This is a genomic window from Marinobacter sp. F3R11 (genome assembly GCF_003318275.1).
Lineage (GTDB): Bacteria > Pseudomonadota > Gammaproteobacteria > Pseudomonadales > Oleiphilaceae > Marinobacter.
The window spans coordinates 342,502-368,496 of record NZ_QOCH01000013.1; the positions used below are offsets into that span (position 1 = coordinate 342,502).

At 53.1% G+C, this 25,995-nt stretch carries 24 protein-coding genes; 8 read left to right on the top strand and 16 right to left on the bottom strand.

Annotation, left to right across the window (positions count from 1 at the left end):
- Positions 1-235 precede the first annotated feature (235 nt).
- From dusA to DS878_RS06595, 5 genes are all read left to right on the top strand, one after another.
- Positions 236-1,309, top strand: a complete 1,074-nt coding sequence (dusA, locus tag DS878_RS06575; RefSeq protein WP_113815163.1) for a tRNA dihydrouridine(20/20a) synthase DusA — start codon at positions 236-238, stop codon at positions 1,307-1,309.
- Positions 1,310-1,448: 139 nt separating this feature from the next.
- The gene (tal, locus tag DS878_RS06580) at positions 1,449-2,417 is read left to right on the top strand and encodes a transaldolase (protein WP_113815164.1); all 969 of its coding nucleotides are present in this window, start codon (positions 1,449-1,451) and stop codon (positions 2,415-2,417) included.
- A gap of 65 nt (positions 2,418-2,482) precedes the next feature.
- Complete coding sequence (locus DS878_RS06585; RefSeq protein WP_113815165.1) at positions 2,483-2,944, top strand: TerB family tellurite resistance protein; 462 nt, start codon at positions 2,483-2,485, stop codon at positions 2,942-2,944.
- A gap of 13 nt (positions 2,945-2,957) precedes the next feature.
- Positions 2,958-4,085, top strand: coding sequence for a 3-deoxy-7-phosphoheptulonate synthase (locus DS878_RS06590; RefSeq protein WP_113815166.1), 1,128 nt, complete (start codon positions 2,958-2,960; stop codon positions 4,083-4,085).
- On the top strand, positions 4,082-4,876 hold the full coding sequence (locus DS878_RS06595) for a glycerophosphodiester phosphodiesterase (RefSeq protein WP_113815167.1): 795 nt from the start codon (positions 4,082-4,084) through the stop codon (positions 4,874-4,876). Before DS878_RS06590 ends, DS878_RS06595 begins: the two co-directional genes overlap by 4 nt.
- An 11-nt stretch (positions 4,877-4,887) precedes the next feature.
- Here the strand turns inward: DS878_RS06595 and sthA are convergent, their stop codons facing one another.
- The 10 genes from sthA to DS878_RS06645 all read right to left on the bottom strand — a co-directional run bounded on the left by sthA (position 4,888) and on the right by DS878_RS06645 (position 15,286).
- A complete protein-coding gene (gene sthA, locus DS878_RS06600) occupies positions 4,888-6,279 on the bottom strand; it encodes a Si-specific NAD(P)(+) transhydrogenase (protein ID WP_113815168.1) in 1,392 nt (463 codons plus the stop codon).
- Positions 6,280-6,344: 65 nt separating this feature from the next.
- Positions 6,345-6,596, bottom strand: coding sequence for a (Na+)-NQR maturation NqrM (gene nqrM, locus DS878_RS06605; RefSeq protein ID WP_113815169.1), 252 nt, complete (start codon positions 6,594-6,596; stop codon positions 6,345-6,347).
- A 12-nt stretch (positions 6,597-6,608) separates the two neighbouring features.
- On the bottom strand, positions 6,609-7,649 hold the full coding sequence (locus DS878_RS06610; protein WP_410003459.1) for an FAD:protein FMN transferase: 1,041 nt from the start codon (positions 7,647-7,649) through the stop codon (positions 6,609-6,611).
- 21 nt (positions 7,650-7,670) lie between these two features.
- Positions 7,671-8,897 carry an NADH:ubiquinone reductase (Na(+)-transporting) subunit F gene (gene nqrF, locus DS878_RS06615; RefSeq protein WP_113815171.1) on the bottom strand — a complete coding sequence of 409 codons (1,227 nt, stop codon included), beginning with the start codon at positions 8,895-8,897 and terminating at the stop codon, positions 7,671-7,673.
- A 37-nt stretch (positions 8,898-8,934) separates the two neighbouring features.
- On the bottom strand, positions 8,935-9,543 hold the full coding sequence (nqrE, locus tag DS878_RS06620) for an NADH:ubiquinone reductase (Na(+)-transporting) subunit E (RefSeq protein WP_113815172.1): 609 nt from the start codon (positions 9,541-9,543) through the stop codon (positions 8,935-8,937).
- Positions 9,543-10,208: an NADH:ubiquinone reductase (Na(+)-transporting) subunit D gene (locus DS878_RS06625; RefSeq protein WP_113815173.1), complete on the bottom strand. Its 666-nt coding sequence runs from the start codon at positions 10,206-10,208 to the stop codon at positions 9,543-9,545. Before DS878_RS06625 ends, nqrE begins: the two co-directional genes overlap by 1 nt.
- A gap of 2 nt (positions 10,209-10,210) precedes the next feature.
- Entirely contained in the window at positions 10,211-11,014 is an 804-nt protein-coding gene (locus DS878_RS06630; RefSeq protein WP_113815174.1) for a Na(+)-translocating NADH-quinone reductase subunit C, read from the bottom strand.
- On the bottom strand, positions 11,007-12,215 hold the full coding sequence (locus DS878_RS06635; RefSeq protein ID WP_113815175.1) for an NADH:ubiquinone reductase (Na(+)-transporting) subunit B: 1,209 nt from the start codon (positions 12,213-12,215) through the stop codon (positions 11,007-11,009). The genes DS878_RS06630 and DS878_RS06635 overlap by 8 nt, the downstream gene beginning before the upstream one ends.
- A 4-nt stretch (positions 12,216-12,219) precedes the next feature.
- Positions 12,220-13,566: a Na(+)-translocating NADH-quinone reductase subunit A gene (locus DS878_RS06640; RefSeq protein ID WP_113815176.1), complete on the bottom strand. Its 1,347-nt coding sequence runs from the start codon at positions 13,564-13,566 to the stop codon at positions 12,220-12,222.
- A gap of 265 nt (positions 13,567-13,831) precedes the next feature.
- Positions 13,832-15,286: a glyceraldehyde-3-phosphate dehydrogenase gene (locus DS878_RS06645; protein ID WP_261977685.1), complete on the bottom strand. Its 1,455-nt coding sequence runs from the start codon at positions 15,284-15,286 to the stop codon at positions 13,832-13,834.
- A gap of 205 nt (positions 15,287-15,491) precedes the next feature.
- On the opposite strand from DS878_RS06645, the gene mfd reads away from it, so the two are divergent.
- Positions 15,492-19,022: a transcription-repair coupling factor gene (gene mfd, locus DS878_RS06650; RefSeq protein WP_113815178.1), complete on the top strand. Its 3,531-nt coding sequence runs from the start codon at positions 15,492-15,494 to the stop codon at positions 19,020-19,022.
- A gap of 29 nt (positions 19,023-19,051) precedes the next feature.
- Positions 19,052-19,768, top strand: coding sequence for a peptidoglycan binding protein CsiV (locus DS878_RS06655; RefSeq protein ID WP_261977647.1), 717 nt, complete (start codon positions 19,052-19,054; stop codon positions 19,766-19,768).
- On the opposite strand, the gene DS878_RS06660 is transcribed toward DS878_RS06655, so the two are convergent.
- Genes DS878_RS06660 through DS878_RS06680 form a run of 5 tightly spaced genes read right to left on the bottom strand, consistent with a single transcriptional unit; the run spans position 19,746 to position 23,948 of the window.
- A complete protein-coding gene (locus DS878_RS06660; RefSeq protein WP_113815179.1) occupies positions 19,746-20,528 on the bottom strand; it encodes an S-methyl-5'-thioinosine phosphorylase in 783 nt (260 codons plus the stop codon). The genes DS878_RS06655 and DS878_RS06660 overlap by 23 nt on opposite strands.
- Complete coding sequence (locus DS878_RS06665) at positions 20,528-21,775, bottom strand: mechanosensitive ion channel family protein (protein WP_113815180.1); 1,248 nt, start codon at positions 21,773-21,775, stop codon at positions 20,528-20,530. The genes DS878_RS06660 and DS878_RS06665 overlap by 1 nt, the downstream gene beginning before the upstream one ends.
- 33 nt (positions 21,776-21,808) lie before the next feature.
- A complete protein-coding gene (locus DS878_RS06670) occupies positions 21,809-22,309 on the bottom strand; it encodes a L,D-transpeptidase (protein ID WP_113815181.1) in 501 nt (166 codons plus the stop codon).
- Between the two features lie 55 nt (positions 22,310-22,364).
- Positions 22,365-23,042: a TetR/AcrR family transcriptional regulator gene (locus tag DS878_RS06675; protein ID WP_113815182.1), complete on the bottom strand. Its 678-nt coding sequence runs from the start codon at positions 23,040-23,042 to the stop codon at positions 22,365-22,367.
- 60 nt (positions 23,043-23,102) lie between these two features.
- A complete protein-coding gene (locus DS878_RS06680; RefSeq protein ID WP_113815183.1) occupies positions 23,103-23,948 on the bottom strand; it encodes a hypothetical protein in 846 nt (281 codons plus the stop codon).
- A 211-nt stretch (positions 23,949-24,159) separates the two neighbouring features.
- Here DS878_RS06680 and DS878_RS06685 point away from each other — a divergent pair, with 211 nt between their 5' ends.
- Positions 24,160-24,780 carry a riboflavin synthase subunit alpha gene (locus tag DS878_RS06685; RefSeq protein ID WP_113815184.1) on the top strand — a complete coding sequence of 207 codons (621 nt, stop codon included), beginning with the start codon at positions 24,160-24,162 and terminating at the stop codon, positions 24,778-24,780.
- Positions 24,781-24,800: 20 nt separating this feature from the next.
- Here the strand turns inward: DS878_RS06685 and DS878_RS06690 are convergent, their stop codons facing one another.
- The gene (locus DS878_RS06690; protein ID WP_187298752.1) at positions 24,801-25,994 is read right to left on the bottom strand and encodes a class I SAM-dependent methyltransferase; all 1,194 of its coding nucleotides are present in this window, start codon (positions 25,992-25,994) and stop codon (positions 24,801-24,803) included.
- Position 25,995 lies beyond the last annotated feature (1 nt).

The window sequence follows — 25,995 nt, forward strand, 5'->3', positions numbered from 1 at the left end:
TCACCAATATTGAATCACTCGCTGAAAACATATGAGGGACGATACGAACCCAAAGGTCCGGCTAAACCGTTTTCCTGATAGAATTGGCTGCTCAAACGATCCGTTCGAACAAAGCGTTGTTCAGGCCACAGGCGTTCCTGTGTGATGAAACCAGGTACGGATCCAGATTTGGGTGCTGCAACCTGTAGCACTGTTTTAGTACCGGGATCCGAAAACAGGCACGGCTGAGCAACAAATGATCAACGACACATCTTCCGAATACAGGGGCAATCTCTCCACAACACACGGAAACCCCGGCTCTGAACCATCCCGGCGCTTCTGCGTTGCGCCGATGATGGATTGGACCACACCTCAATACCGTTACTTCGCCCGCCTGCTTAGCCGGCATACGCTGCTCTATACAGAAATGGTCACTACGGGTGCACTGATCCATGGGGATACCGATCGTTTTTTACACCACCACCCTGCCGAGTACCCGCTGGCACTCCAGCTCGGCGGCAGTGATGCCGGAGAACTAGCCCATTGCGCCAGGCTCGCTGAGCAGTTCGGGTTCAGTGAGGTAAACCTGAACGTTGGCTGCCCCAGTGACCGGGTTCAGAACAATATGATTGGTGCTTGCCTTATGGGGCATCCGGACATAGTGGCTGAAGGTGTTCGCTCGATGATCGAAGCCACTAGCCTGCCGGTTACCGTTAAGCACCGCATTGGTATCAACGGCCGGGAGTCCTGGGAAGACCTTTGCGAGTTCATTGAAAAAGTCAGTGCTGCAGGATGTCGTACATTTATTGTGCACGCACGTATCGCCATTCTTGAGGGTCTGAGCCCGAAGGAAAACCGGGATGTGCCACCGCTGAAATACGATTGGGTGTACCGGCTGAAACAGCAATACCCACACCTTGAGATTATTATAAATGGCGGCATCAGAACCTTTACAGAGTGCCATGAGCACCTGAAGCACACAGATGGCGTAATGCTGGGCCGCGAGGCCTACCACAATCCGTGGCTGCTGGCAGGGGTTGATCAGGAGTTCTTTGGTGCCAGGGAAGCTCCGGTTACCTCCCGCCACGAAGCTATCAGGGCTATGTACCCGTTTATACAGAGCGAGCTGGAACGTGGCGTGTTCCTCAACCACATATCACGGCATTTACTGGGGCTTTTCCACGGCGTCCCCGGCGGTCGCCAGTTCCGTCGCTATATCAGTGAAAACGCTCACAAGTCTGGTGCCGGCCTGGAGGTGATCCAGGCGGCACTGGAGAAGGTTCATGAGCCTGATCGATCTGTGCCAACGGAAGCAACTGCCAACGCCTGACCAGGATCTTAACGCGCTATTGCCAGAACCTTACTTATTGCTGTCTTGTTCCTGTCTTTACAGCCCGTTATTGTAGAAGCACAACCCGCATCCGGGATCTGGATGTGCTGACAAAATATCAACCGGGACGACATTACGAATGGCCAACAAGCTCGACCAATTGAAGACCATGACCACGGTAGTGGCAGACACTGGCGATATTGACGCTATTGCTCAGTGGCGCCCGCAGGATGCAACAACAAACCCATCACTTTTGCTGAAAGCTGCAGCTTCCGACGCCTACAGCCCTATGCTGGAAAAAGCCGTTGCTATGGCACGCAAACAGGGCGGTTCTGATGCCGAGCAGTTAACCGTAGCAACCGATATGCTGGCGGTTCTGGCGGGCAAAGAAATACTCGGCCTGATACCCGGTGTGGTTTCGACAGAAGTCGATGCACGGCTGTCATTTGATACAGAAGCCACACTCAAGCGGGCCCGCCGCCTTGTGGAACTCTATGACCAGCAGGGTGTGGATACCCACCGGGTTCTGATAAAAATTGCTTCCACCTGGGAAGGCATCCGTGCCGCTGAGATACTTGAGCAGGAAGGTATCCGGTGCAACCTCACGCTTCTGTTTTCATTTGTGCAGGCTGCTGCCTGCGCCCAGGCCGGCGCCTTCCTTATTTCACCTTTCGTGGGGCGCATTCTGGACTGGCACCTTGCCAGTAGCGGCCGAGACAGTTTTCCTGCCACTGAAGACCCCGGCGTACTTTCGGTTGCCCGGATATACAATTATTACAAGGCTAATGGTTTCAATACAGTTGTAATGGGTGCCAGCTTCCGTAATACAGGGGAAATCGAAATGCTGGCCGGCTGCGACCGGCTGACCATCAGCCCCGCATTATTGCAGGAACTGAAAGATGACAATGGCACTCTGGAGCGCAAGCTCTCTCCAGACGGCGCCACTTCATCCGATGGATTCGGAGTTCTGGACGAGAAGCGTTTTCGCTGGGAGTCCAACGAAGATGCCATGGCTACAGAAAAGCTTGCAGACGGCATTCGCCGCTTTGCAGCAGACCAGATTGAGCTGGAGAATCAGGTCCGGCAACTGGCTGATAAAGCAACCTGAATGTCTATGCGCTTTCAACGCACTCTCGATGCACATTCGATGTACCTAAATGACTGTGACTGACTATGATTGAAAGTCTGAAAAAACTGTTTAGCACACCCGAAGCGACGCATCCCAAGCCCGATGCTCATCAACTTGCGATCGCGGCAACGGCTTTGATGGTCCTGCTTTCCCGAGTTGATCACGACGAAGACGAGCGGGAGCTGCAGGCTATCGTTGATTGTGCGATAAAAGCGCATCAGGTAACACGGGCAGAAGCTGAAGCTATTCTCGCTGATGCTCTGGCGCAAGCGGAGCATGCCACCTCTCTGTACGAGTTTACCGGGCAGATCAACGAGCATCTGGATCAGGAAGGCAAGCAGTCGCTGTTGGAAAGTATCTGGCAGGTTGCTCTGGCGGATGACCGCATCGACAAATACGAAGAACACCTTATTCGCCGTATGGCAGACCTGCTGCATCTTAACCATAGGGAGTTCATACAGGCACGACACAAGGCAGAGAGCACACGCTCCCGGGCCCGCACATGACAAAGGAATTCACATGCTAGCTATCCTCCACCCCAACACCCCCATGGACAGTGAAGCCTACCGCCAGACGATGCACTTTCTGGAGAACCTGCCAGGTGTGTCAGTAAGGGTTCATGAAATTCAGGGCGTCAGCCAGCGGCTGACGGAGATATATCTGCTCGGCGACACCAAATCGCTCGATAAAGAGGAGATCGAAGCTCTGCCAGCGGTGGAACGCGCCATCCGTATATCCGATGACTACCGGATTCTGGGACGTCACAAAGATGACAAACGCCAGACCGGCTTCCACTACAACGGCGTAGACTTCAATCAGTCCAACCTCAACATTTTTGCCGGGCTCTGTGCCGTAGATGTTCCCGAGCATGTCGAGATAATGCTGAAAGCTCTTGAGGATAACGGTCAGGTCTGCACCCGCATGGGCGCCTATAAACCCCGCACCAACCCATATTCCTTTCAGGGACACGGTAAAGGCTGTCTGCCATGGGTATTTGAAAAAGCAGGTAAACATGGCATCAAAGTGGTTGCCATGGAAATCACCCATGAAAGCCATATTGAAGAAATCGATACCTGCCTCGAAAAGCTTGGGCGGCCAACCGGCGTCATGCTTCAGGTAGGAACCCGGAATACCCAGAATTTTGAACTACTTAAAGCAATAGGCCGCCAAAGTACCTATCCGGTTCTTCTCAAAAGAGGCTTCGGCATTACCCTGAACGAATCCCTGAATGCGGCTGAATACCTGGCGAGCGAAGGCAATGCAAACGTGGTTTTCTGCCTGCGTGGTATGAAAACCGAAGCTGGTCAGCCGCACCGTAACATGGTCGACTTCGCTCACGTACCTGCCGTTAAGAGACTGACGCGCATGCCAGTCTGCGTCGATCCTTCTCATTCTGTAGGTACCCGAGAAAAGTCACCGGACGGTATTCTGGATGTTATGCACGCCACAGCTCAGGGCGTGATCGCGGGTGCAAACATGGTTCTGGTGGACTTCCACCCCAAACCGGAAAAAGCACTTGTAGACGGGCCTCAGGCGCTACTTATGAACGAACTTCCGGCTTACCTTGAAGATATCAGGCTTTGCCATGACACATGGATAAAGCGACAGGCCATTTACCAGCGACTGAAAAGTGAAACACCGGAATGATCGTCTACGGACACCGGGGAGCCAAAGGTGAGGCTCCAGAGAACACGCTACCGGGATTCAAGCACGCCCACCGCCAGGGTGTCAGACATTTTGAGCTGGATCTGGTGTTGTCAAAAGATGGTAAGCCTGTACTGGTACACGATCTCACGACTGACCGCACTACCGGCGAGAAAGGCAATGTGAGCCAGTATACGGCGGCAGAACTTGCCGCCATGGATGCTCGTCGCAACACTGCTCCCTGGCCGGAAAAAACCGGCATACCCACACTGGAAGATTTACTGGATCAGTACGATGATATTGAACACTTCCAACTGGAAGTAAAGAAAGATAGTCGTGCCAGGCTGAACATTCTTTGTAACCGCCTAACGGAAATCATCCAGAGCCGTAATCTCTACCAGACGGCCGCAATCACTTCGTCTGATACCTGGTTTCTGAAAGAGATGAGGAGAAGAAATAAACGTATTCGCACTGGGCTGGTAGCTGAGCGACGGTTTCCACGGCCACTCGGAGTCGCGGTGCGACTGGGCTGTGACTATTTGTGCATCAACTGGAAACTTTGTTCACCAAGCCTGGTGGAAAATGCCCGCAGGAGAGGAATCCATGTCTCCTGCTGGACCGTTAACCGCATCCAGGACATGCTCCAGCTTGAAACCATGGGCGTCGACAGCATCATCACAGATTACCCGACAAGCACACGCATGTTCTTTGACAACCGTGCACGCTCTTGCCTGGCACTGACAGACTGCCAGAACAGCGCATCGGCGGATAAGGAGACCCTACCCGCCAACTGACCCTGAACCGGTCAGAAGATCCGGTTCAGGCCATTCAACGCAGCTACCCGATAAGCTTCCGCCATGGTCGGGTAGTTAAAAGTTGTGTTGATGAAATAATCCAGAGAGTTGGCTTCACCCTCCTGATTCATAATCGCCTGACCGATGTGCACAATCTCGGCAGCCTGGTCTCCGAAACAGTGTATGCCGAGAATCTGCTTGGTTTCACGATGGAACAGGATCTTCAGCATACCAACGGCCTCGCCGGTGATCTGTGCCCGGGCAAGATGTTTGAAAAACGCCTGCCCGACTTCATAGGGTACCTTGGCTTCTGTCAGTTCCCGCTCGGTTTTACCCACCGAGCTGATTTCGGGAATCGTATAGATGCCCGTGGGTACATCAGAAACAAACCGGAAGTACTCATCGTGCACTATATCTGAGGACGCAGAGCGGCCCTGATCGTAAGCAGCACTGGCAAGGCTTGGCCAGCCAATAACATCACCCGCAGCGTAGATGTTTTCGACCTCGGTACGGTAATGTTCATCAACGGCAAGCTGGCCGCGACTGTTAGGTGTCAGACCAACGTTCTCAAGCCCAAGATTATCGGTATTACCGCTCCGGCCATTGCACCAGAGAAACGCGTCAGCACGGATTTTCTTGCCCGACTGCAGCGAGAGAACCACACCATGATCGTCACCATCTACCGATTCATACTGCTCATTGTGACGCACCAGCACGCCGTTATTGCGCAAATGGTAACTCAGAGCATCTGATATCTCGTCGTCAAGGAATGACAAGAGACGACTACCCGGGTTGATCAGATCAACCTTCACACCAAGGCCAGCAAAGATTGAGGCATATTCTGAGCCTATGACCCCGGCACCATATATAATCAGAGTGCGCGGTGTATGGGAAAGGTTCAGGATAGTGTCGGAGTTGTAGATTCTGTGATGACGGAAATCCAGATCGGGTGGCAGATAGGGGCGTGAACCGGTTGCAATCACTACCTGTTTGAAATGCAGCGTCTCGACAGATTTGTTACCACGTACTTCGAGCCGGTTCCTATCGAGAAAAGACGCCCGCCCGTTGATCAAATCTACGCGATTACGGGAATAGAACTGGGTTCTCAGCTTTACCTGTTTACCGATGACCTTTTGTGCGTTTTGCAGCACCCGGGGGAAGGAAAACCATCGGGGTTCTCCGATATCCCGGAACATCTGATTGGTATTGAAGGTTATGATCTGTTTGACCGAGTGACGTAAAGCCTTGGAAGGAATCGTACCCCAATGGGTGCAGTTGCCTCCCACTGTGGACTTGTCCTCAACGATAGCAACACGCTTCCCATGCTTCGTCGCATTCATTGCCGCACCTTCACCTGAAGGACCAGCACCAATAACGACGATATCATAATGATGTTCTGCCATGCGCGCGGTGACTCCTTATTTACGTCTTGAAAAAGTAATTGTGATTATTTGCTCTCGGCAAGCGTTTACTGCTTTCGCCCGGTTCTGGTCGCATCGTAGGCCAGTTCCTCAGGTACGACAGATTCAGAGACCTGGCGCTGATTCTCCTCTTCACACTTCTGGGTGTCACCACCACAAATATCACACGAAGAGCTGATCCCAAGCGCACCGATACCGCCACAGGTGCCACTGATCGGCTTGCGGCCGAAAATCACGCCAACAGACATGCCGGCTACGAGTATAACCACGATCAGGAATACCAGAAGAAAAGTACCCATATTGCTCTCCCCTTACTGAGTAACGTAGGACGAAAATGCCGGGGTCTGATGAACCTCAAACCCGTTTTCCGTCCGGATAATAAAATAAGCCGGAATATTTTCCCGTGTAGCAAGCATACTTGCCCGCTCATAGCCCATCACGGTGAAACCGGTGGCCAGAGCATCTGCCGTCATACAGTCATCTGCAATAACAGTCACAGACGCCAGGTGATGCTCTATCGGCTGCCCGGTCTCAGGGTCTATTGTATGAGAGAAGCGCCGACCTTCTGATTCGTAATAGTTACGATAGTCCCCCGATGTCGCCATCGCCCGGGACGGCAGGGAAACAATACGGCTGATTGTATGCTCTGCACCTTCAACCGGCTGTTCAATGGCAAGCCTCCATACGCCACCATCGGGTTTCTGTCCGTGGGTACGTATTTCCCCGCCTATTTCTACAAGATAAGCTTCAACACCCATGCTGTCGAGATAACGGGTCACAACATCAACACCGTAACCTTTAGCAATGGCAGAAAGATCGATGTACTGAGGTGTTGCAGCCTTTACTGCCGGAGGGTCTGCCCGAAACGCCAACTGCTCGTACCCCGTAGCAGCCAAAACGCGCGCCAGTTCTTCCTGAGGGGGAACCTTTTCAGGCCTTGCCTTCGGCCCGAATCCCCAGAGATTGACCACCGGTCCTATGGTTACGTCAAATGAACCCTCAGTAAACCGTGAAATCTCATCGGCTTTGGTCAACACTTCAAAAAGACTTTCCGAAACCGGAATCCAGTCCGACTGATCTTCACGGCGATTCAGCTTTGACAGCTCTGAATCCTCCCTCCAGGTCGACATGGCGGCATCAACCCTTTCAAGGGCTTCATCAATGCCTTTTGAAAGTGCCTGAAGCTTCTCGTGATCTTCCGGCAAGACGACACTGATATGATAGGTCGTGCCGAACACAGGCCCTGAAATTTCCCAGACCTTTTCTTCCGGCTGAAACGAGCAACCCGCCAGGGCCACCAGAACCAGCATCATAAAGATGCTGGAAAAGGCCGCCCTGGCGGGTTGAAACATGCGGAATGTCATCTGAAAGGTTTAACCCCCGAAGTCATCCAGCATGATGTTTTCATCCTCAACACCCAAATCCTTCAGCATCTTGATAACAGATGCGTTCATGATTGGGGGCCCACACATGTAGAACTCGCAGTCTTCAGGAGCAGGATGATCCTTCAGATAGTTCTCATAGAGCACATTATGGATAAAGCCGGTGGGGCCTTCCCAGTTGTCCTCAGGCTGTGCATCAGACAGCGCAACATGCCATTCGAAATTTTCGTTCTCCCTGGCAAGCATGTCGAAGTCTTCCACGTAGAACATCTCGCGGACACTTCGGGCGCCATACCAGAAGCTGATCTTACGCTTGGAATTCAGGCGCTTGAGCTGATCAAAGATATGGGAGCGCATGGGTGCCATGCCGGCACCACCACCGATGAACACCATTTCTGCCTCTGTTTTCTTGGCAAAAAACTCACCGAATGGTCCCATAACCGTAACCTTGTCACCCGGCTTCAGGTTGAACACGTAGCTGGACATAATGCCCGGCGGGTGATCAGTACCCGGAGGTGGTGTAGCGATACGGATATTGAACTTGAGAAGACCCCTCTCTTCCGGATAGTTCGCCATTGAGTAGGCGCGGATGGTGTCTTCTTTGTTGATCGCCTTATAGCGCCAGATATCAAGCTTGTCCCAATCGCCCTGAAACTCCTTCTCGATATCAAAATCCTTGAAGTCGATTTCGTAAGGAGGACACTCCAGCTGAACATAACCGCCAGCCCGGAAATCTACTTCCTCACCTTCCGGAAGCTTCAGCACAAGTTCTTTGATAAAGGTGGCTACGTTGTGGTTGGAGATAACCTCACATTCCCACTTCTTGACACCGAAGAACTCTTCAGGCACTTCGATCTTCATATCCTGCTTGACCGGAACCTGACACGACAAGCGCCAGCCTTCCTTCTCTTCACGGTTCGTGAAGTGAGTCTTTTCTGTGGCCAGCATCGCACCGCCGCCTTCAAGCACCTTACACTTGCACTGTGCGCAGGTACCGCCACCGCCACAGGCCGACGACAGGAAAATACCATTGCCTGCCAGCGTACCCAGAAGCTTGCCACCGGCTTCCGTTTTCACGGTATGTTCCGGGTCGTCATTGATTTCGATAGTCACATCACCGGTGCTTACCAGTTTGGATCTCGCCGCGAGGATGATCGCCACAAGCGCCAGAACGATAACGGTGAACATGACCACGCCGAGTATGATTTCTGTATACATGGTCTCGCCTTTTCGTTAAACCGAATCACCGGATGGGTTACAGGGAAATCCCCGAGAAGGACATAAAGCCAAGGGACATCAGACCGACAGTAATGAAGGTGATACCCAGGCCACGAAGCCCTTCAGGAACATCGCTATATTTCAGCTTTTCACGGATACCGGCCAGGGCAACAATAGCCAAAGCCCAGCCCACACCAGCACCAAAGCCATAAACCACACTTTCACCGAAGGTGTAGTCACGTTCCACCATGAACAGTGCAGCACCCATGATGGCGCAGTTCACCGTAATCAACGGCAGGAACACGCCCAGTGCGGAATAAAGTGCCGGGATATATTTATCCAGAATCATTTCCATGATCTGGACAATGGCCGCGATAACACCAATATAGGTAATCAATCCGAGGAAACTCAGATCAACATCGGGCAAACCCGCCCATGCCAGCGCACCTTCGCGCAGGATGTTGTTGTAGATCAGGTTGTTGACTGGCACGGTAAGTGTCAGAACAACAACAACGGCAATACCCAGACCCGTAGCTGCTTCTATCTTCTTGGAAATAGCAAGGAATGTGCACATACCCAGGAAGAACGCAAGCGCCATGTTCTCAATGAAGATAGCTTTGAGAAGCAGGCTGATATAGTGCTCCATCAGAAGGCCTCCTTATGGGTGTGGCGGGACATTTTGTAGTCCGGTTCCTCAACCTGCTCCGGCATCCAGGTGCGAAGCCCCCAGATCGCCAGACCAATGATAAAGAACGCACTTGGTGGCAGCAGTAGCAGGCCGTTGGTGATGTACCAGCCGCCTTCGTTGACTGGTGACAGCAGAGTGACACCAAACAACGAACCAGCACCCAGCAGCTCGCGGAAGAAGGCGACAAACAGCAGCATGACTGAGTAACCCATACCGTTACCGATGCCATCCAGGAAGCTCAGCCAGGGACCGTTTTTCATGGCGAAGCCTTCTGCGCGACCCATAACAATACAGTTGGTAATGATCAGACCAACAAATACAGAAAGCTGTTTGCTGATCTCATAGGCATAGGCCTTGAGTATCTGATCAACCACGATTACCAGTGAGGCGATAATGGTCATCTGTACAATGATCCGGATACTTCCCGGAATCTGGGTACGAACCAGTGATACAGCCAGGTTGGAGAACGCGGTAACAGCAATAACCGACAGACACATAACGATGGTGACGTTCATGCTGGTGGTTACCGCAAGTGCGGAACAGATACCCAGGATCTGCAGCCCGATCGGGTTGTTACTGAAAATCGGTTCAAAAAGAACCTGTTTGGCAGTTACTTCGGCCATGATCAGACCTCCCCTTCACGAAGTTTCTTGAGGAACGGCGCGTAACCCCGGTCACCCATCCAGTAGTTAACCAGCTGCTGAACACCTCGACTGGTCAGGGTTGCACCAGAAAGCGCATCAACCTTGTGCTCTTTATCTGCAGCATTGGCTCCGACACCACCTTTAATCAGGCGGATCTGAGGTTCGGTTTTGTCCTCACCGTAAAGTTCCTTGCCAACCCACTGGGATTTCCAGCGCGGGTTATCAACTTCACCACCAAGACCCGGAGTTTCCGCATGCGCATAGAAACCCAGACCTTCAATAGTGTTGAGATCACCCTCAAGTGACATAAAACCGTAGAGCGTGGACCAAAGCCCGTAACCGTGAATCGGCAGCACCACCCGCTTCAGATTCCCGTTTTCGCTCAGGGTGTATACCTTGGCAACATTGGGACGACGCTTGATACCGGCCATGTCTTCTGAGGCAGGTATGCTGGTGGACATTCCCGGATCCGACGCGGCTTTGTACATATCGTACTTCATGGGATCTTGTACGTTTACCGACGAAGGCTCAACAAAGTCACCGGTTTCGAGATCCACAAGGCGCACTTCAAACTGCGCAAAAACCTGCTCAATTTCGTCAGCACCCGCGCCCTGAGGCAGCATTCCTGCTGCAGACAGGATGTTGGTCTTGATATCCAGGTTCTGGTTCTTGATCTGTGCAGGACGGAGCACTACCGCTGCGGTAGACACCACAACGGAAAATACAATACTCAGTACCAAAGCAACGATCAGCGTTCTGGAGACTGTTTCTTTACTGTTAGACACGAGCGAGCCTCCTTTTAACATTTGCCTGAACCACATAATGATCCATCAACGGAGCAAAGAGGTTAGCAAACAGAATTGCCAGCATAATACCTTCCGGGAAAGCCGGGTTGATGACCCGGATCAGGATAGTCATTACGCCAACCAGAATACCGAAGCACCAGCGGCCGGTATTGGTCATGGCCGCAGAGACAGGGTCTGTTGCCATGAACATCATACCGAAAGCAAAACCACCCATAACCAGATGCCAGTGAGCAGGAACCGCGAACATGGGATTGGTTTCGGAACCGACAACATTGAGCAGAACAGACATGCCGATCATGCCGATCATGACACCGCCCACAATCCGGTAGCTGGCGATGCGCATAGCAATCAGCACGAGACCACCAATCAGCACTGCCAGCGTTGAGGTTTCGCCCATGGAGCCCTGAATGGAGCCCATGAATGCATTCATCCAGCCAATATTGCTTTCAAGCGCATCCATGCCACCGCTTGCTGCCCAGCTCAGGGCCGTTGCGCCACTGAAGCCGTCAACAGCAGTCCACACCGTATCGCCGGAGATCTGAGCCGGGTAGGCAAAGTACAGAAACGCGCGACCGGTCAGTGCCGGGTTCAGGAAGTTTTTACCGGTACCACCGAAAACTTCCTTGCCAATCACGACGCCGAAGGTAATGCCCAGAGCCACCTGCCACAGAGGGATAGTGGGAGGACAGATCAACGCAAACAGGATTGAGGTTACAAAGAAGCCCTCATTCACCTCGTGGCGACGCACGGTGGCAAAGAGTACTTCCCAGAAACCACCAACCACGAAGGTGACGGCATATACGGGAATAAAATAGGCCATCCCGTAGACAAAATTGTCCCAGACACCAGCGCCAGCCCCGGTAACAGCAAGAGCCTGTATAAAGGCAGCGCGTAGTCCACCATCAGCAATCAAAGCATCCGGGTTTGATGCCAGAAAACTGTTGGCCTGGAAACCGATGTTCCACATACCAAAGAACATAGCCGGAAAAGTACACAACCAGACCGTGATCATGATGCGTTTGAGATCAACACCATCACGTACGTGCGAAGTTGTGGAAGTTACCGAGCTGGGTGTGTAGAAAATTGTGTCAGCAGCTTCGTACAGCGCATACCAGCGCTCATACTTACCGCCTTTTTCAAAATGATGCTCGATTCCATCGAGAAACTGCCTGATAGCCATCGTATTAGCCCTCGATCTCGATTCGGGTCAGATTCTCGCGGAGAATCGGACCGTATTCATATTTACCCGGGCACACGAAGGTGCACAGCGCCAGATCTTCTTCATCCAGTTCCAGAGCGCCGAGCTTCTGAGCCATTTCGGTATCACCGACAATAAGCGCGCGCAACAGCTGGGTAGGTAAAATATCGAGGGGCATGACCTTCTCATAGGAACCCACAGGTACCATCGCTCTTTCACTACCGTTGGTGGTGGTGGTGAAGTCGAACAATTTACCGCCAGAAAGCTTCGACAGGTAAATATTCAGAACGGAGAACTTGTTGATGCCTGGCGAGAGCCATCCCATGAAGTGACGCTTGTTACCCTCTTCGAGCAAGGACACCTGGTTGGCAAAACGGCCAAGGTATGCACAGGGACCATCACCACGACGACCGCCAAATACGGAACCGGAAATCGCACGCACATCGCAGTCTGTGGCCACTTCGCCATCAAGCAGCTCAGCCAGGCTCGCGCCCAGGCGGGTGCGTACCAGCCGCGGCTTCAAAGCCTTGGGGCCGCCAAGCGCAACAATCCGGCTGACGTTCAGCTCGCCGGTTGTAAACAGGAGCCCGACATCAATCACGTCCTGGTAATTGATTGTCCAGACAGTCTTCGAGATTGAGACCGGATCAAGGTAATGAATATGCGTCCCTACGTTTCCGGCAGGATGCAGTCCATCAAATTGCTGGACTTCAATATTATCCGCCTTCGGAACAGACACATTGGCACCAGGCCGCCCGGTTACGAATACTTTGCCGGAGGTGAGCCTGCCAAGAACGGTCAGCCCGTTCTCAAACGCCGCAGCATTCTCAGCAATCACCACAGCGGGATCAGCTGCCAGCGGATTGGTGTCCATAACGGATACAAAAATGGAATGCGGAGCGGTATCGATTGCAGGGACTTTGCTGTAGGGGCGGGTCTTCAGGGCCGTCCACAAGCCGGACTCCACCAGGTTATCAACCACCTGCTGACGTTCCAGACCAGCCAGATCCGAGTCATTGAAACGGGCGAAGGTTTCAGCTTCATCACCATCCACTTCGATGACAACTGACTGGAAAACCCGACGCTCACCGCGATTAATTTCTTTCACCACACCAGCGGCAGGTGATGTATAACGAACGCCTTCGGTCTTCTTGTCCGTGAACAGCAGCGTACCGCGCTTGACACGGTCCCCTTCTTTAACAGCCATCGTCGGCTTCATGCCGACATAGTCGAAACCAATTAACGCCACGTGGCGAACTGGTTTTCCGTCTGTAATGGTCTGTTCGGGAGCGCCGCTGATGGGAAGATCCAGGCCTTTTTTGATTTTGATCATTAGCCTCATCCAATCATCAGAAACTATTCTGTGCATTTGTATGGCCCGACCCCTGCGGCCCGGAAGTAACGTCGGGAAACGGAGAGCCAGACATACCCAAAATCGCGCCAATTATAGAGTTTAAGGCAAGCTATTTCCACCTGAAACAAGCACTGGTTTGTCCAGTAACTTAAATCCCGGACAAGCTTTCGCGGAAACAAAAAAAACCGACGCCTTACGGCGCCGGTTTTTTGGTGCTATCAGCGCCAGTTCCGGCGCCCCCTTCTCAGTCGCGCGAACGCTTCGGGAAAATAGGGTAACTGATACCAGCCATCTGATTGACCACCCGCACCACCTGTGCGCTGTAGCCAAATTCATTGTCGTACCAGACATAGAGAATCAGACGTTTTCCAGCAGTAATTGTTGCCTGAGCATCAACGATACCTGCATGGCGTGAGCCAACGAAGTCTGTAGACACCACTTCCGGAGAATTCACAAAATCGATTTGTTTCTGCAATTCCGAGTGCAATGCCATTTCACGCAGAAATTCGTTAACCCCTTCCACATCAACCTCTTTTTTCAGGTTGAGGTTCAGGATTGCCATGGAAACGTTCGGGGTCGGAACCCGGATAGCGTTTCCGGTCAGCTTGCCGGTCAGTTCTGGCAAAGCTTTGGAAACGGCCTTTGCCGCGCCGGTTTCGGTGATAACCATATTCAATGCGGCACTCCGGCCACGGCGGCTGCCTTTATGGTAGTTATCAATCAGGTTCTGGTCATTAGTGTACGAGTGCACTGTTTCAACGTGGCCATCTTCAATGCCATACTCGTCATAGATCGCCTTAAGCACCGGGGTAATCGCGTTGGTAGTACAGGAGGCCGCAGACAGGATCTTGTCCTCGTCTGTAATCCAGTCGCTGTTTATACCGTAAACGATATTTTTGATATCACCCTTGCCCGGAGCCGTCAGCAGTACCCGGCTGACACCCTTGGATTTCAGGTGCAGCCCAAGGCCTTCCTCGTCACGCCAGATACCTGTGTTATCCACAACTATGGCGTTGTTGATCCCGTACTGGGTGTAATCAACCTGATCAGGACCTGCCGAGTAAATCACCTTGATGTAATTGCCGTTGACAATCAGCGCCGATTCTTCTTCATCCACGGTGATGGTGCCGTCAAAGGGACCGTGAACGGAATCGCGGCGCAGCAGGCTGGCACGTTTTTCAAGATCGCTTTTCGCGCCGCCGTGGCGCACAACAATAGCCCGCAGGCGGAGATTATTACCGCCACCGGCTTTCTCGATCAGAATACGTGCAAGCAGACGCCCGATACGACCGAAGCCATACAGCACAACATCTTTGGTGTCGTTGCTTGCATCTTCTTCCGACTGGGAGGGGTACAGACCAACGACAGGACCAATTTCTTTCTTGAGGAATTCGGTCAGATCACCGCCTTCTTCCTTGAACTTTACCGCCAGCTTACCAATGTCGACGTGTGCACGCCCAAGCTCCATCTGGTCCATCGCCTGCAGAATTGGCAGAGTGTCGTGGACAGACAGCTCGCTTTGCTCCACCTGACGAACAAATCTGTGAGCGCGAATAATATCAATAACCGACTGGTTGATAATTGCGCGACCGTATACGGAGGTGACAACGTTGTTTTTCCGGTAAAGACGGCCAATCAGCGGAATCATCGCCTCCGCGGTGGATTCTCTGTCCATCCAGTTGGACAGGCACTGGTTCATCTGCTCGTGACTCACGATAGGGACCCCTGTGTTTTTTCGCACGTGGAATAATTAAGGTCGGGCATTATCCAACTTAAACAGCCTAACGGCAAATACCAACTGGCACGAACATCCAGACATGCCGCCATGACACCGTCATCCGGGGGCGCTAGAATAGCCGGCTCACAGGCCCCTCACCACCCACAGCAGGAGAAAACGACTGCCCATGAATCAAGGTGCCCCGACTTCCACCTCACTGCAAACACTGATCGCGCCGCAATTTCCCTCTAAACAGGCCGATCACCGCACCTGGGGGCAATTGCATGGCAGCAGCGACGCTCTGGCCATCTGTGAAAGCGCCAGAGCCCACAAGGGGCTGACTCTGGTTATCACCCGCAGCACCGCCGACGCAATCCGGCTGGAGCAGTCCATGCGGTTTTTCCTGGGGCTGCCAGCAGAGGAAGATGGCGCCACGGTTACTGAAGAAGGCCTGGAACTGCTGTCGTTGCCGGACTGGGAAACCCTGCCCTACGATCTGTTTTCACCACATCAGGATATTACCTCCAGGCGGATTCGCACCTTGCACAGACTGCCTGGCATTCAGCATGGCGTAATTGTGGTGCCCGCCAGAACCCTGATGCACCGACTGCCTCCGGTAAACTATCTTCAAGGCAATACCCTGCTACTGGAAACCGGCCAGTCCCTGGACATCGATAACTGGCGCCTGCAACTGGCCACGGCTGGCTACCGGCACTCTGAAAACGTCTATGAGCACGGAGAGTATGCCGTTCGCGGCTCCATAATCGACATATTCCCCATGGGCTCCAGTCTGCCCTACCGAATCGACCTCTTCGATAACGAAGTGGAAACACTGCGCACTTTCGATCCGGAAACCCAACGCACCATCGAACGGATAGAACGCATCGAACTTCTGCCTGCCTATGAGTTCCCCTGGCACAAGGAGGCCCGTTCCGGTTTTCGCGGCCGCTGGTTCGAGCATTTCCCGAATGCGGACAAAAACTCGCCGATTTATCAGGACGTCACCCACGGCATTACGCCACCGGGCATCGAATATTACCTGCCGTTATTTTTTGACCAGACAGCTACTCTTTTCGACTACCTGCCCGGCACCACCCATGTTTTTACAGCTGATGGCCTGAACGAAGCGGTCAACCACTTTGATACAGATACCCGGAATCGTTACGAAGATCGCCGCCATGACCGGTTGCGTCCGATACTCCCCCCCTCCGTTCTGTTTTTGCAGCAGGACGAACTGTTTGGTTATCTCAAAGCCTTTCCCCGGGTAACCACTACATCTGAACGGGCAGAAGGCAGTGGCACGACCAATTGTGCCAGCGAAGCACTTCCGGACATCGCGATGGACGCGCGGGCAGCCGAACCTGCAGGACGCCTCAAGCGTTTTATACAGACATTTTCCGGGCGGGTACTGATATGTGCCGAGTCCTCAGGGCGGCGGGAGGCCCTGATTGAAAACCTTGGAGAGCACAAGCTTCAGCTGAAGGTGTTTGAAAACTGGCGTGAGTTTCTGTCAGACAAAAGCAGCGCACTGGGCATCACCATTGCTCCCATGGAGCAGGGACTGGTATTACCAGATCACCATATTGCCCTCTTTACTGAAACCGGCCTGTTCGGTGAGCGGGTTTTACAGCGCCGGAGACGTGATAAGCCGACGGAAATAAATGACGATGGCTATCGCGACCTGTCCGAGCTGCGGGTAGGCTCACCAGTTGTGCATATCGACCATGGTGTCGGCCGTTACCTTGGCCTGGAAAACATTACCGTAGAAGGCGAGTCCAGCGAGTTTCTGATGCTCGAATATGCCGGCGGCGCAAAACTGTATGTCCCTGTATCCAGCCTGCACCTGATTTCCCGTTACGCCGGATCAGACACAGAACACGCGCCGTTACACAAGCTGGGCACCGAACGCTGGAGCGCAGCCAAACAGAAGGCTCTTGAAAAAATTCGCGATACTGCAGCCGAGCTTCTGGATGTATATGCGCGTCGCGAAGCCCGCAAGGGGTTTGCCTTCGAAGATCCGAAAGAAGCCTATCGTGCCTTTGCAGCAGGGTTCCCTTTTGAAGAGACTCCGGATCAGCAGATAGCTATCCAGGCCGTGTTCGAGGACATGACCAGTGAAAAGCCCATGGATCGACTGGTGTGCGGTGATGTCGGTTTCGGCAAAACTGAAGTTGCCATGCGAGCCGCCTTTCTGGCGACCTGGTCCGGAAAGCAGGTGGCGGTGCTTGTACCGACGACACTACTGGCCCAGCAACACTATGAATCCTTCCGCGATCGTTTCTCGGATACGCCTGTCAATATCGAACTGTTAAGCCGCTTCCGCAGCGCCAGCCAGACCAGCAAGGCTCAGGAATCCATCGAAAGTGGCAAAGCCGATATTGTTATTGGCACCCACAAACTACTCCAGGGCGACATCCACTTCAAAAATCTGGGACTGGTAATCATTGATGAAGAACACAGATTCGGCGTTGGACAGAAAGAAAAACTGAAATCCCTGCGCGCGGAAGTGGACATGCTGAACCTTACCGCCACGCCCATCCCAAGAACGCTCAATATGGCCATGGGACACCTGAGAGATCTCTCCATTATTGCCACACCACCTGCCCGGCGACTCTCGGTGAAAACATTTGTACGCCAGCGTGACGAGGCAACGGTCAAAGAAGCCATCCTGCGTGAGATTCTCCGCGGCGGCCAGGTCTATGTCCTGCACAATGATGTTGCGAGCATTGAGAAAACCGCAGAAGATCTGCGGCGTCTGGTTCCCGAGGCCCGGGTGGGCGTTGCTCATGGCCAGATGGGGGAGAGACAGCTTGAGCAGATCATGTCTGACTTCTATCACAAGCGCTTCAATGTACTGGTGTGCACTACCATTATTGAGACAGGTATCGATATCCCCAGCGCCAACACCATCATTATCGAGCGCGCCGACAAGTTCGGCCTTGCCCAGCTGCATCAGCTTCGGGGCCGCGTTGGCCGCTCACACCATCAGGCATACGCATACCTGCTGACACCACCACCGAAAGCAATAACACCAGACGCAAAAAAACGACTGGAAGCCATTTCCGAAGCCCAGGATCTCGGTGCCGGCTTCATGCTTGCAACACACGATCTGGAGATCCGCGGTGCCGGCGAATTGCTGGGTGACGAGCAAAGCGGACAGATTGAAAGCATCGGCTTCACTCTGTACATGCAACTTCTGGACGAAGCGGTAAAAGCCATTCGTGAAGGTCGCACACCCAACGCTGAGCTTCCCCTTAGCCACGGCACAGAAATGAACCTTCGCATACCGGCACTGATCCCGGAGGATTACCTCCCGGATGTCCATAACCGGCTGATGCTCTATAAACGAATAGCCAGCGTCAGTAATCGCGAAGCATTAAAAGAACTTCAGGTTGAAATGATTGACCGCTTTGGATTATTACCCGAACCCGTAAAAAACCTGGTTCTGCAAACGGAGCTCAGACTCAAGGCGGAAGCTCTGGGCATTGTTAAAGTGGACGCAGGCAAGGAATGGGCACGTCTTGAATTCGGCAGTTCTACTCCCGTGGATCCATTGATGCTGGTTAAAAAAATGCAATCCGCTCCGGACACATATCGCCTTGAAGGTGCCAACAGCTTCCGTTTTCGGCTGAAGGACGCCTCAACCAATGGTAAACTCGACGGCATTTCCCGGATGCTGGGCGAACTTGCACCTGCACCAAGTACCGCTACCACATGAAGCGGCCCGAACAAAACTGGAGCAAACTCTTGCAGACTGACGGTAATCCCATGTATCAGCTACTGGCACGCACACTTCTGACGGCATTGTTACTATCGACTGCGATGGTGAGCCATGCACAGCAAACCCCCAACAATTTTTACCGGGCAGAGTTCGTCATCCTGGAACGCATCGTCGATCCGGGTGCAGTGAATGAGCGCATGGCTAATCGTAAAGCAGAGCCTCCGGTGGACACCAGCAAAGACCTATATCGCGTAACCGGTGACGGCAATGTGATCTCATCGTTCAAACTCGCATCACGCAACCAGCTTCATCTCGGGAGCGCAGCTAACCGGCTGGAGCGGAGTGGTCGTTACCGGGTGCTTATGTCTACAGGATGGTACGAATCATTCCCGCCCAACTATAAAGGCCAGCCGTTGCGCATCGAAATCGGAGACTGGCTGACTCAGGCAGGCCAGAGAGAGGTTGAAGGGCATATTACCATCGATCGTCAGCGCTACCTGCACGTCACCGTCCACCTTAACCACTGGCAGGATGGAAAGACTGCTGTGACGGGAATTACCGAGAGCAACCCGGGCGAAACCACCGGCACCGATACAGCAGCGCTGACCATCAACCCTGAGGTACCGCCGGAGTTACTGACATGGATCCGAGAAACCCGCAGGATGCGAAGTGAGGAAATCCACTTCCTGGACTCTCCCACTATCGGCGTCCTCGTATTCTTCAGGAAGATTGAGGCAAACTAGCAAGCGCACCGAGATCGGCCATCGAGACTTCAAGAATCCGTCTGACACCAGACATCCCCTGCTCGATGGCCGCTTCAATTTCCGTCATGGTAATAATGTGATCTGACTTCCCGGCCGCCCGGTTCACCACCAGACCCAGGCATACATAACGCATACCCAACTCCGCAGCCAGAGCCGCTTCCGGCATACCGGTCATCCCTACCAGATCACACCCGTCCCGCTCCATGCGACGTATTTCTGCAGCAGTTTCCAGCCGGGGGCCCTGAGTTGCACCATAAACACCAAACCCGGCAAACGGCACTCCATGGGCCGTTGCAGCACCTATCAGAATGTCTCTCGCAGACTGGTCATATGGCCAGGTAAAATCAATATGAGTTACTGATTCCAGATCACCCTCAAAAAAGGTACTTGCCCTGCCCCATGTGTAATCAATAATCTGCTCAGGGATAACCACGCATGCGGGACCCATATCTGAATGAATCCCCCCCACCGCATTCACGCCGACCAGGGTTCGGACTCCAGCATCATAAAGTGCTTTTATATTGGCTCTATAGTTCACTTCGTGGGGTGGTATCCGATGAGGGTTACCATGCCGGGAAAGGAATACCACAGGCTGGCCATCCAGATGACCCTCGATCAGTTCTGAAGATGGCGCACCCCAAGGTGTGTCTACCTCCCTGCTCCCTTTCACCTCAAGACCTGAAAGAGTTGTCAGGCCGGTGCCACCAATAATGCCTACCACGCTGCTGGTATCAGTCATCAATATCCATCTCCTGCATCCAGGGACTGCTCTCCAACATCGCCCGCAGGGGTGTCATTACGGCGACTGCGGTTTTGCGTGCGGGTATCTTGAATACCGCGTGTTTCCGGCTTTTCACCGGCTGCCCCGTCATTTTCCATATCAGGAGTCCGGGTCTCATCATTTATATACAGAGTCTGCGTCGGGAAGGCTATCTCACCGCCGTGGCTGGCAATCACATCACTGATTTTCAGCAGCACATCCTGCTTGACTTCATGGTAACGGACCCACTGGACTGTTTTGGTGAACGCGTAGACCATGATATCCAGTGATGACTGATTGAAAGCCAGGAAATTCACAATCAAGGTTTGTGTATTATCAATATCGTCATGATTCTCAAGCATTGACCGGATGTCCGAAACAATAGACTCCATATCCCCAACATCGGCATACCGGATACCGACAGTCTCATAGATACGCCGATTGGTCATTCTTGAGGGATTTTCTACGGCAATGGTTGTAAACGTGGCATTGGGAACATAGAGAGGGCGCTTGTCAAACGTCCGGATAGTGGTCAGCCGCCACCCGATATGTTCTACGGTTCCTTCAATGTTACGATCCGGCGACCGCACCCAGTCACCGACCTTGAATGGACGGTCCAGATGGATAATAAACCCACCGAAAAAGTTGGCCAGCAAATCCTTGGCTGCAAAACCCACCGCAATGCCGCCAACGCCACCAAAGGCAAGCACACCCGAAAGACTATAGCCCAATGACTGCAGGCTGATCAGCACAGCCGTAATGATCACCACCGCTCTCGTCAGCTTGCTGATCGCATTGATGGTGGTGTAATCCATCGGCTTTTTCATTTTTACCGGAGAGACAAGAATGCTCTCTCCTTCTTTTACTGCCCGGAGCAAGGCCCAGACAAAGATACAAATGAAACCGACTTCGAGTACTGTTTCATTGGCCTTGAAGATTTCGGCCGATGAATAGTGATGAGCAACCTCCGCTGCCCAGTAAACACCCTGAAGCCAGACAAACGCCACCAGCGGCTTGCGCGCAGCGTGCAGTACGGCGTCATCCCAGAGATTATTGGTCTTCGAGAATTTTCTCTCCAGGGCAGAAACAATATGACTGACAACATAGGCAACCGCTGCAGTTCCGAACACCAGCGAAAACACTACAATACCCACGCGCCATGGCTCATATAGCACGCCGAAATTCTCGATCCAGCCATCAACGATGGTCATCATGTCTCCGATCATCGGATTCCTCAGTTCAGTGTTATCAGTCTGATTTCAGCGGATATTAACCGGCATCCCTGGCCTGGCACAGTCGAAAAGCTGTATGACATCGGCATTCCGCATACGAATACAGCCATGGGAAAGCGCCAGCCCCATTGGCTCAGTATCCGGAGTACCATGTATGTATATAAAACGACGGAAGGTATCAACGCCTGCCCCACGATTTCTGCCCCGCTCTAACCCGCAGAGCCAGAGGATGCGGCTCAGTATCCAGTCGCGCCCGGGGTAACTGGCTGCAAGCTCCGGGCTGTATATCTCACCGGTAGGGCGACGGGCACAGAAAACCGTATTGGCAGGCAGTCCTGCACCAATCATCGCACGTATGTAATGTCGACCTGACGGAGTGCAACCACTGCCATTCTGTTCACCGACACCGTTGAGTGCAGTGGATACCGGGTAGCAGGCAATGGCACGCCCGCTTGCATCAAGCAGGGTGAGACTCTGATCAGCCAGGCTGATATCAATTGAACAGGCACCAGGGTTGTGATGGTTCACAACGAATCGGACTCCCTCCAGGATTCTGCAGAAAGCCTACCCGAGAGGGTGCGGTTCAGGCAACCGGGACCTTCTGGTTGGTGGAGGGAATCAGCAGTGCATCCTGCGCCTGCATGCCTGCGGCAAGGAAAGGAACAAGGCGTGCAGCAATCTCCTGGACAGTGGTTTCAACGCCCAGTTTGTTACGCAGAATATCCTGCAGGGCCTCATTGCTGGACATTGTGAAGGCAGTAGCCCCAAGCATGAACTGGATACGCCAGTATCGATCCACCGCTGAAAGCTGTGGCGTTGCCTCTTTCAACAGGTGCATGAAGCGGCTGAAGGGCTGACTGTATTCCTGCTCCAGAAACTTGCGCAAATGCCCTTGCGATTGTGTATACGCCAGCCCAAGCAGTCGCATGAAAATCGATATACCCATCTCATTGCGCTGAGGCATACGAACAGCGCTCTCGGTGAGAGCCCAAAGCGTCTGATTTAACGTTGGGGGTTTACCTTCACAACGGGCCTCGAGTTCGTCAAACGCATCCTCAAGTGTTGCTGAAAAGGGGGTCAGAAAACGACCAAAGACTGCATGGATCAGCGCATTTTTGGAGCCGAAGTGGTAGTTTACCGCAGCAAGGTTTACCTTGGCCTTGCTGGTAATCATGCGTAGTGAAGTCTCTGCAAAACCGCGTTCAGCAAACAACTCCTCTGCAGCATCAAGAATTCGATCAACAGTATCCGACTGGGCCATTTTATTTTAAGCGCCTCTAGCAAACGTCTGTTTGAAACATACGTTTGACTCACATTTATGTCAAGCCCTGTCCTCTGGCACCGCAGCTGCCTCTTGCCAGCCACGATCAATAGCATTCTGATTACCTTCAAAAAAAGCCGCCTGAACACGGCTATATGCCTTCTCCGCTTCAAGAAGATATATCAGATAAAGCCTCACATGCTCTCGCCGGGACAGTGCCCGGGGCAGAGCTTTTTGCTCCGACAAACGCAGCAGACTGCTGAACCGCGTATTTTTGAGAGCAGGATTAAAATCATTCATGCGGGCACACTGCCAGATCAACCCCTCTTTACCCTCCAGATGCTCTGCGTGCTTCCTTGCATCACGCATCATGCGCTGACGTCTGATCAGTAAGTCTAGATAAGAAGGCTTCGGGGTGTATATCCGACGAACGGCTGGAATACCCAATAGCAGAATAATGATGAAAGCTCCAAATCCACCGCCAGCAATCCATGCGGGTACGAACCCCGTAAGCCCGCTCAGGAATATTGCCGCCGCCACCAAGGCACTGAACAACCATAAATCCCGGCTTCGGCGTGCCGCCGCAACACTGAAATTGTCGGGCCAGTCGTTCATTGCCAGCAAGTCAAAGTCCAGCAGCAACACACGATCGCACTGGCGCAACATCAGCCTGAGCGTTCGCTGACGCGATTCAGCCTGAACCGGGTCAGCATCACCAATGCTTTCCACTGGCACCGCATCGGTCTGGATACTATCCGCCTCAACAGTCGCAACTTCCTGATCTGCTGCCTGATCTGCCTCTGGCAGCTCAGTGGCAGGAGCAGGATCAGCGGACCGCCCCGGGCGCAACACTGCACCCTGAGCAGCACCTGTTAAAGCTTCTGCAGCACTCTGGTTCTGAGCCATGGCGGTTTATCCAATTCGTTATGGAACCTCTCATTCAAGAGCATGATCTAACCGGGTATCGACAAGCAGCGCCATACCTTTAATCACAAGATGTTCCTGATAGTATTTTTCACATCCAAACTTGGCAACAACAACCCTGCTCGTTATTCTTTCCAACCAGTACCTGGCTTGCTAATACTCGCCACTCCCCCATAGCCAAAGAGGTCTGCTTATGTTCACCGGTATTGTTCAGGGTATTGCTGTTGTTGAAAGTGTTACTGCTGCTACCGGGTTAAGTACCTTTGCAATCCGCCTGCCGGACAACAGTGCCGATGACGTAAGCATTGGTGCGTCAGTCGCTATCAATGGCACCTGCCTGACGGTTACCCGCCAGTCCGGCAACACACTGTTTTTCGATGCCATGCAGGAAACCCTGAGACTGACAACACTGGGCAAACTGGAACCAGGGCATAAGGTCAACTTCGAGCGGGCTGCGCGCATAGGGGATGAGATCGGTGGTCATCTGTTATCGGGGCACATCCACACAACCGCAGATGTGGTTGAAATTCTGCGCCCGGAAAACAACGTGACAATCTGGTTTCAGGTTCCAGACCAGTGGGCTCGCTACATCTTTCCCAAAGGCTATATCGCGATCAATGGTGCCAGTCTTACAATTGGTGAGGTAAACGGAAACCGCTTCAACGTTCACCTGATTCCGGAAACCCTGCGCGCTACAACCTTTGGCACGATAGAAGAAGGCATGATGGTCAACATCGAAATCGACAGCCAGACACAAACCATCGTGGATACACTGGCTCGACTGGGCTACGACCGCCCTGCCGCAACACCATAGACTAAAAGCAGGCGTAGCAATCATCCACGCCAGGCTTCAAAGACAACAAATTTCGGATCGGCATCCACCTGACGGACCTGGGAAAAAAAACGTCGCAAGCTCCGGTGGTATCCAAGATGCCGGTTCCCCACCATGAGCAGACGCCCTGTTCGGGTCAGGTTTCGGGACGCCTGTTCAAAAAGCCTCAGGGCAATATGATCTCCTACCACCCCACCTTCATGAAAAGGAGGATTTAGCAGGATCCGTTCAAATGGTTCGCTGTTACTGGCGATCCCATCCGAATGGGCAAAAAAAGCCCTTGCCCCGGGAAATGCTGCCTCCTGGTTTCTGCTCGCACTGAGAACCGCTTGACTGGAAACATCGCTAAAGGTGATTTCAATGTCCGGTTTCACCGCCAACGCAGCCAGCCCCAGAACGCCGTTACCACATGCAAGATCCAGAACACGCGCACCTGAGCGACAAGGCTCGATAGCCGCTGCCAGGTGTGGCAGCATCAACCGTGTGCCTATATCCAGCTTCTCCCGTGCAAACACCGCAGGCATGGCCGCGACTCGGATGCCAAGGTTTTCAGGTCTGCGCCCCGGCCCGGCAGTCAGCCCACAGCCTTTTCCCAGTTCATAGCCCTTCCAGGTGCCGGGCCAGTTATCCAGTGTTGCCTGCCCCCGGCTACAACTGATCACCCGGGCCTTTTTCACCGCCCGCCCTACCTGCCGAACCTTTACCGCATCAGCAAACACGTCGACGCTGCGATCTGGCAGGTGCTTGATCATTCCGGCCGCAAGCATAATCCCGTCAGGCCTGAGCGCGCCATTAACCCAGCGTAGCAACCAGGCCAGATAGTCAGCTTCGCGGGGTATTCTCAGGACAATCAGATCATAGGAAGCCGTGGGGGGCTGCAACCAGCTGTATATGCACGCAGGCACCGGATTACCAGGGTTCTGATTCGCATTAGTTACCAGAGCGGCGCTTAGTTGTGCATTATCAGCAACCACATCCGGTGCAAACCGGGACAACCCCAGTGTCAGGGCCCCATATTGGTCGTCGATCACCAGTACCCGGGCATCAGTCACCGTTTCGAGGTGGTCAAATGCTGCCTGCAAAAGCAGTTCATCGGCAGCACTCCAGGCACGGAGTGCCGGATCATCTGTGCCAGGGCGGCTCAAAGTCAGGCTGCCACCGGGGAAGTCCAGTACTGCGGTTGTCAGATCTGGCATC

Excerpts from the sequence above, each read along its gene's own strand:
- dusA (WP_113815163.1), top strand. The coding sequence starts at position 236 with ATGATCAACGACACATCTTCCGAATACAGGGGCAATCTCTCCACAACA.
- tal (WP_113815164.1), top strand. The coding sequence starts at position 1,449 with ATGGCCAACAAGCTCGACCAATTGAAGACCATGACCACGGTAGTGGCA.
- DS878_RS06585 (WP_113815165.1), top strand. The coding sequence starts at position 2,483 with ATGATTGAAAGTCTGAAAAAACTGTTTAGCACACCCGAAGCGACGCAT.
- DS878_RS06590 (WP_113815166.1), top strand. The coding sequence starts at position 2,958 with ATGCTAGCTATCCTCCACCCCAACACCCCCATGGACAGTGAAGCCTAC.
- DS878_RS06595 (WP_113815167.1), top strand. The coding sequence starts at position 4,082 with ATGATCGTCTACGGACACCGGGGAGCCAAAGGTGAGGCTCCAGAGAAC.
- sthA (WP_113815168.1), bottom strand. The coding sequence starts at position 6,279 with ATGGCAGAACATCATTATGATATCGTCGTTATTGGTGCTGGTCCTTCA.
- nqrM (WP_113815169.1), bottom strand. The coding sequence starts at position 6,596 with ATGGGTACTTTTCTTCTGGTATTCCTGATCGTGGTTATACTCGTAGCC.
- DS878_RS06610 (WP_410003459.1), bottom strand. The coding sequence starts at position 7,649 with ATGTTTCAACCCGCCAGGGCGGCCTTTTCCAGCATCTTTATGATGCTG.
- nqrF (WP_113815171.1), bottom strand. The coding sequence starts at position 8,897 with ATGTATACAGAAATCATACTCGGCGTGGTCATGTTCACCGTTATCGTT.
- nqrE (WP_113815172.1), bottom strand. The coding sequence starts at position 9,543 with ATGGAGCACTATATCAGCCTGCTTCTCAAAGCTATCTTCATTGAGAAC.
- DS878_RS06625 (WP_113815173.1), bottom strand. The coding sequence starts at position 10,208 with ATGGCCGAAGTAACTGCCAAACAGGTTCTTTTTGAACCGATTTTCAGT.
- DS878_RS06635 (WP_113815175.1), bottom strand. The coding sequence starts at position 12,215 with ATGGCTATCAGGCAGTTTCTCGATGGAATCGAGCATCATTTTGAAAAA.
- DS878_RS06640 (WP_113815176.1), bottom strand. The coding sequence starts at position 13,566 with ATGATCAAAATCAAAAAAGGCCTGGATCTTCCCATCAGCGGCGCTCCC.
- DS878_RS06645 (WP_261977685.1), bottom strand. The coding sequence starts at position 15,286 with ATGAACCAGTGCCTGTCCAACTGGATGGACAGAGAATCCACCGCGGAG.
- mfd (WP_113815178.1), top strand. The coding sequence starts at position 15,492 with ATGAATCAAGGTGCCCCGACTTCCACCTCACTGCAAACACTGATCGCG.
- DS878_RS06660 (WP_113815179.1), bottom strand. The coding sequence starts at position 20,528 with ATGACTGATACCAGCAGCGTGGTAGGCATTATTGGTGGCACCGGCCTG.
- DS878_RS06665 (WP_113815180.1), bottom strand. The coding sequence starts at position 21,775 with ATGATCGGAGACATGATGACCATCGTTGATGGCTGGATCGAGAATTTC.
- DS878_RS06675 (WP_113815182.1), bottom strand. The coding sequence starts at position 23,042 with ATGGCCCAGTCGGATACTGTTGATCGAATTCTTGATGCTGCAGAGGAG.
- DS878_RS06680 (WP_113815183.1), bottom strand. The coding sequence starts at position 23,948 with ATGGCTCAGAACCAGAGTGCTGCAGAAGCTTTAACAGGTGCTGCTCAG.
- DS878_RS06685 (WP_113815184.1), top strand. The coding sequence starts at position 24,160 with ATGTTCACCGGTATTGTTCAGGGTATTGCTGTTGTTGAAAGTGTTACT.
- DS878_RS06690 (WP_187298752.1), bottom strand. The coding sequence starts at position 25,994 with ATGCCAGATCTGACAACCGCAGTACTGGACTTCCCCGGTGGCAGCCTG.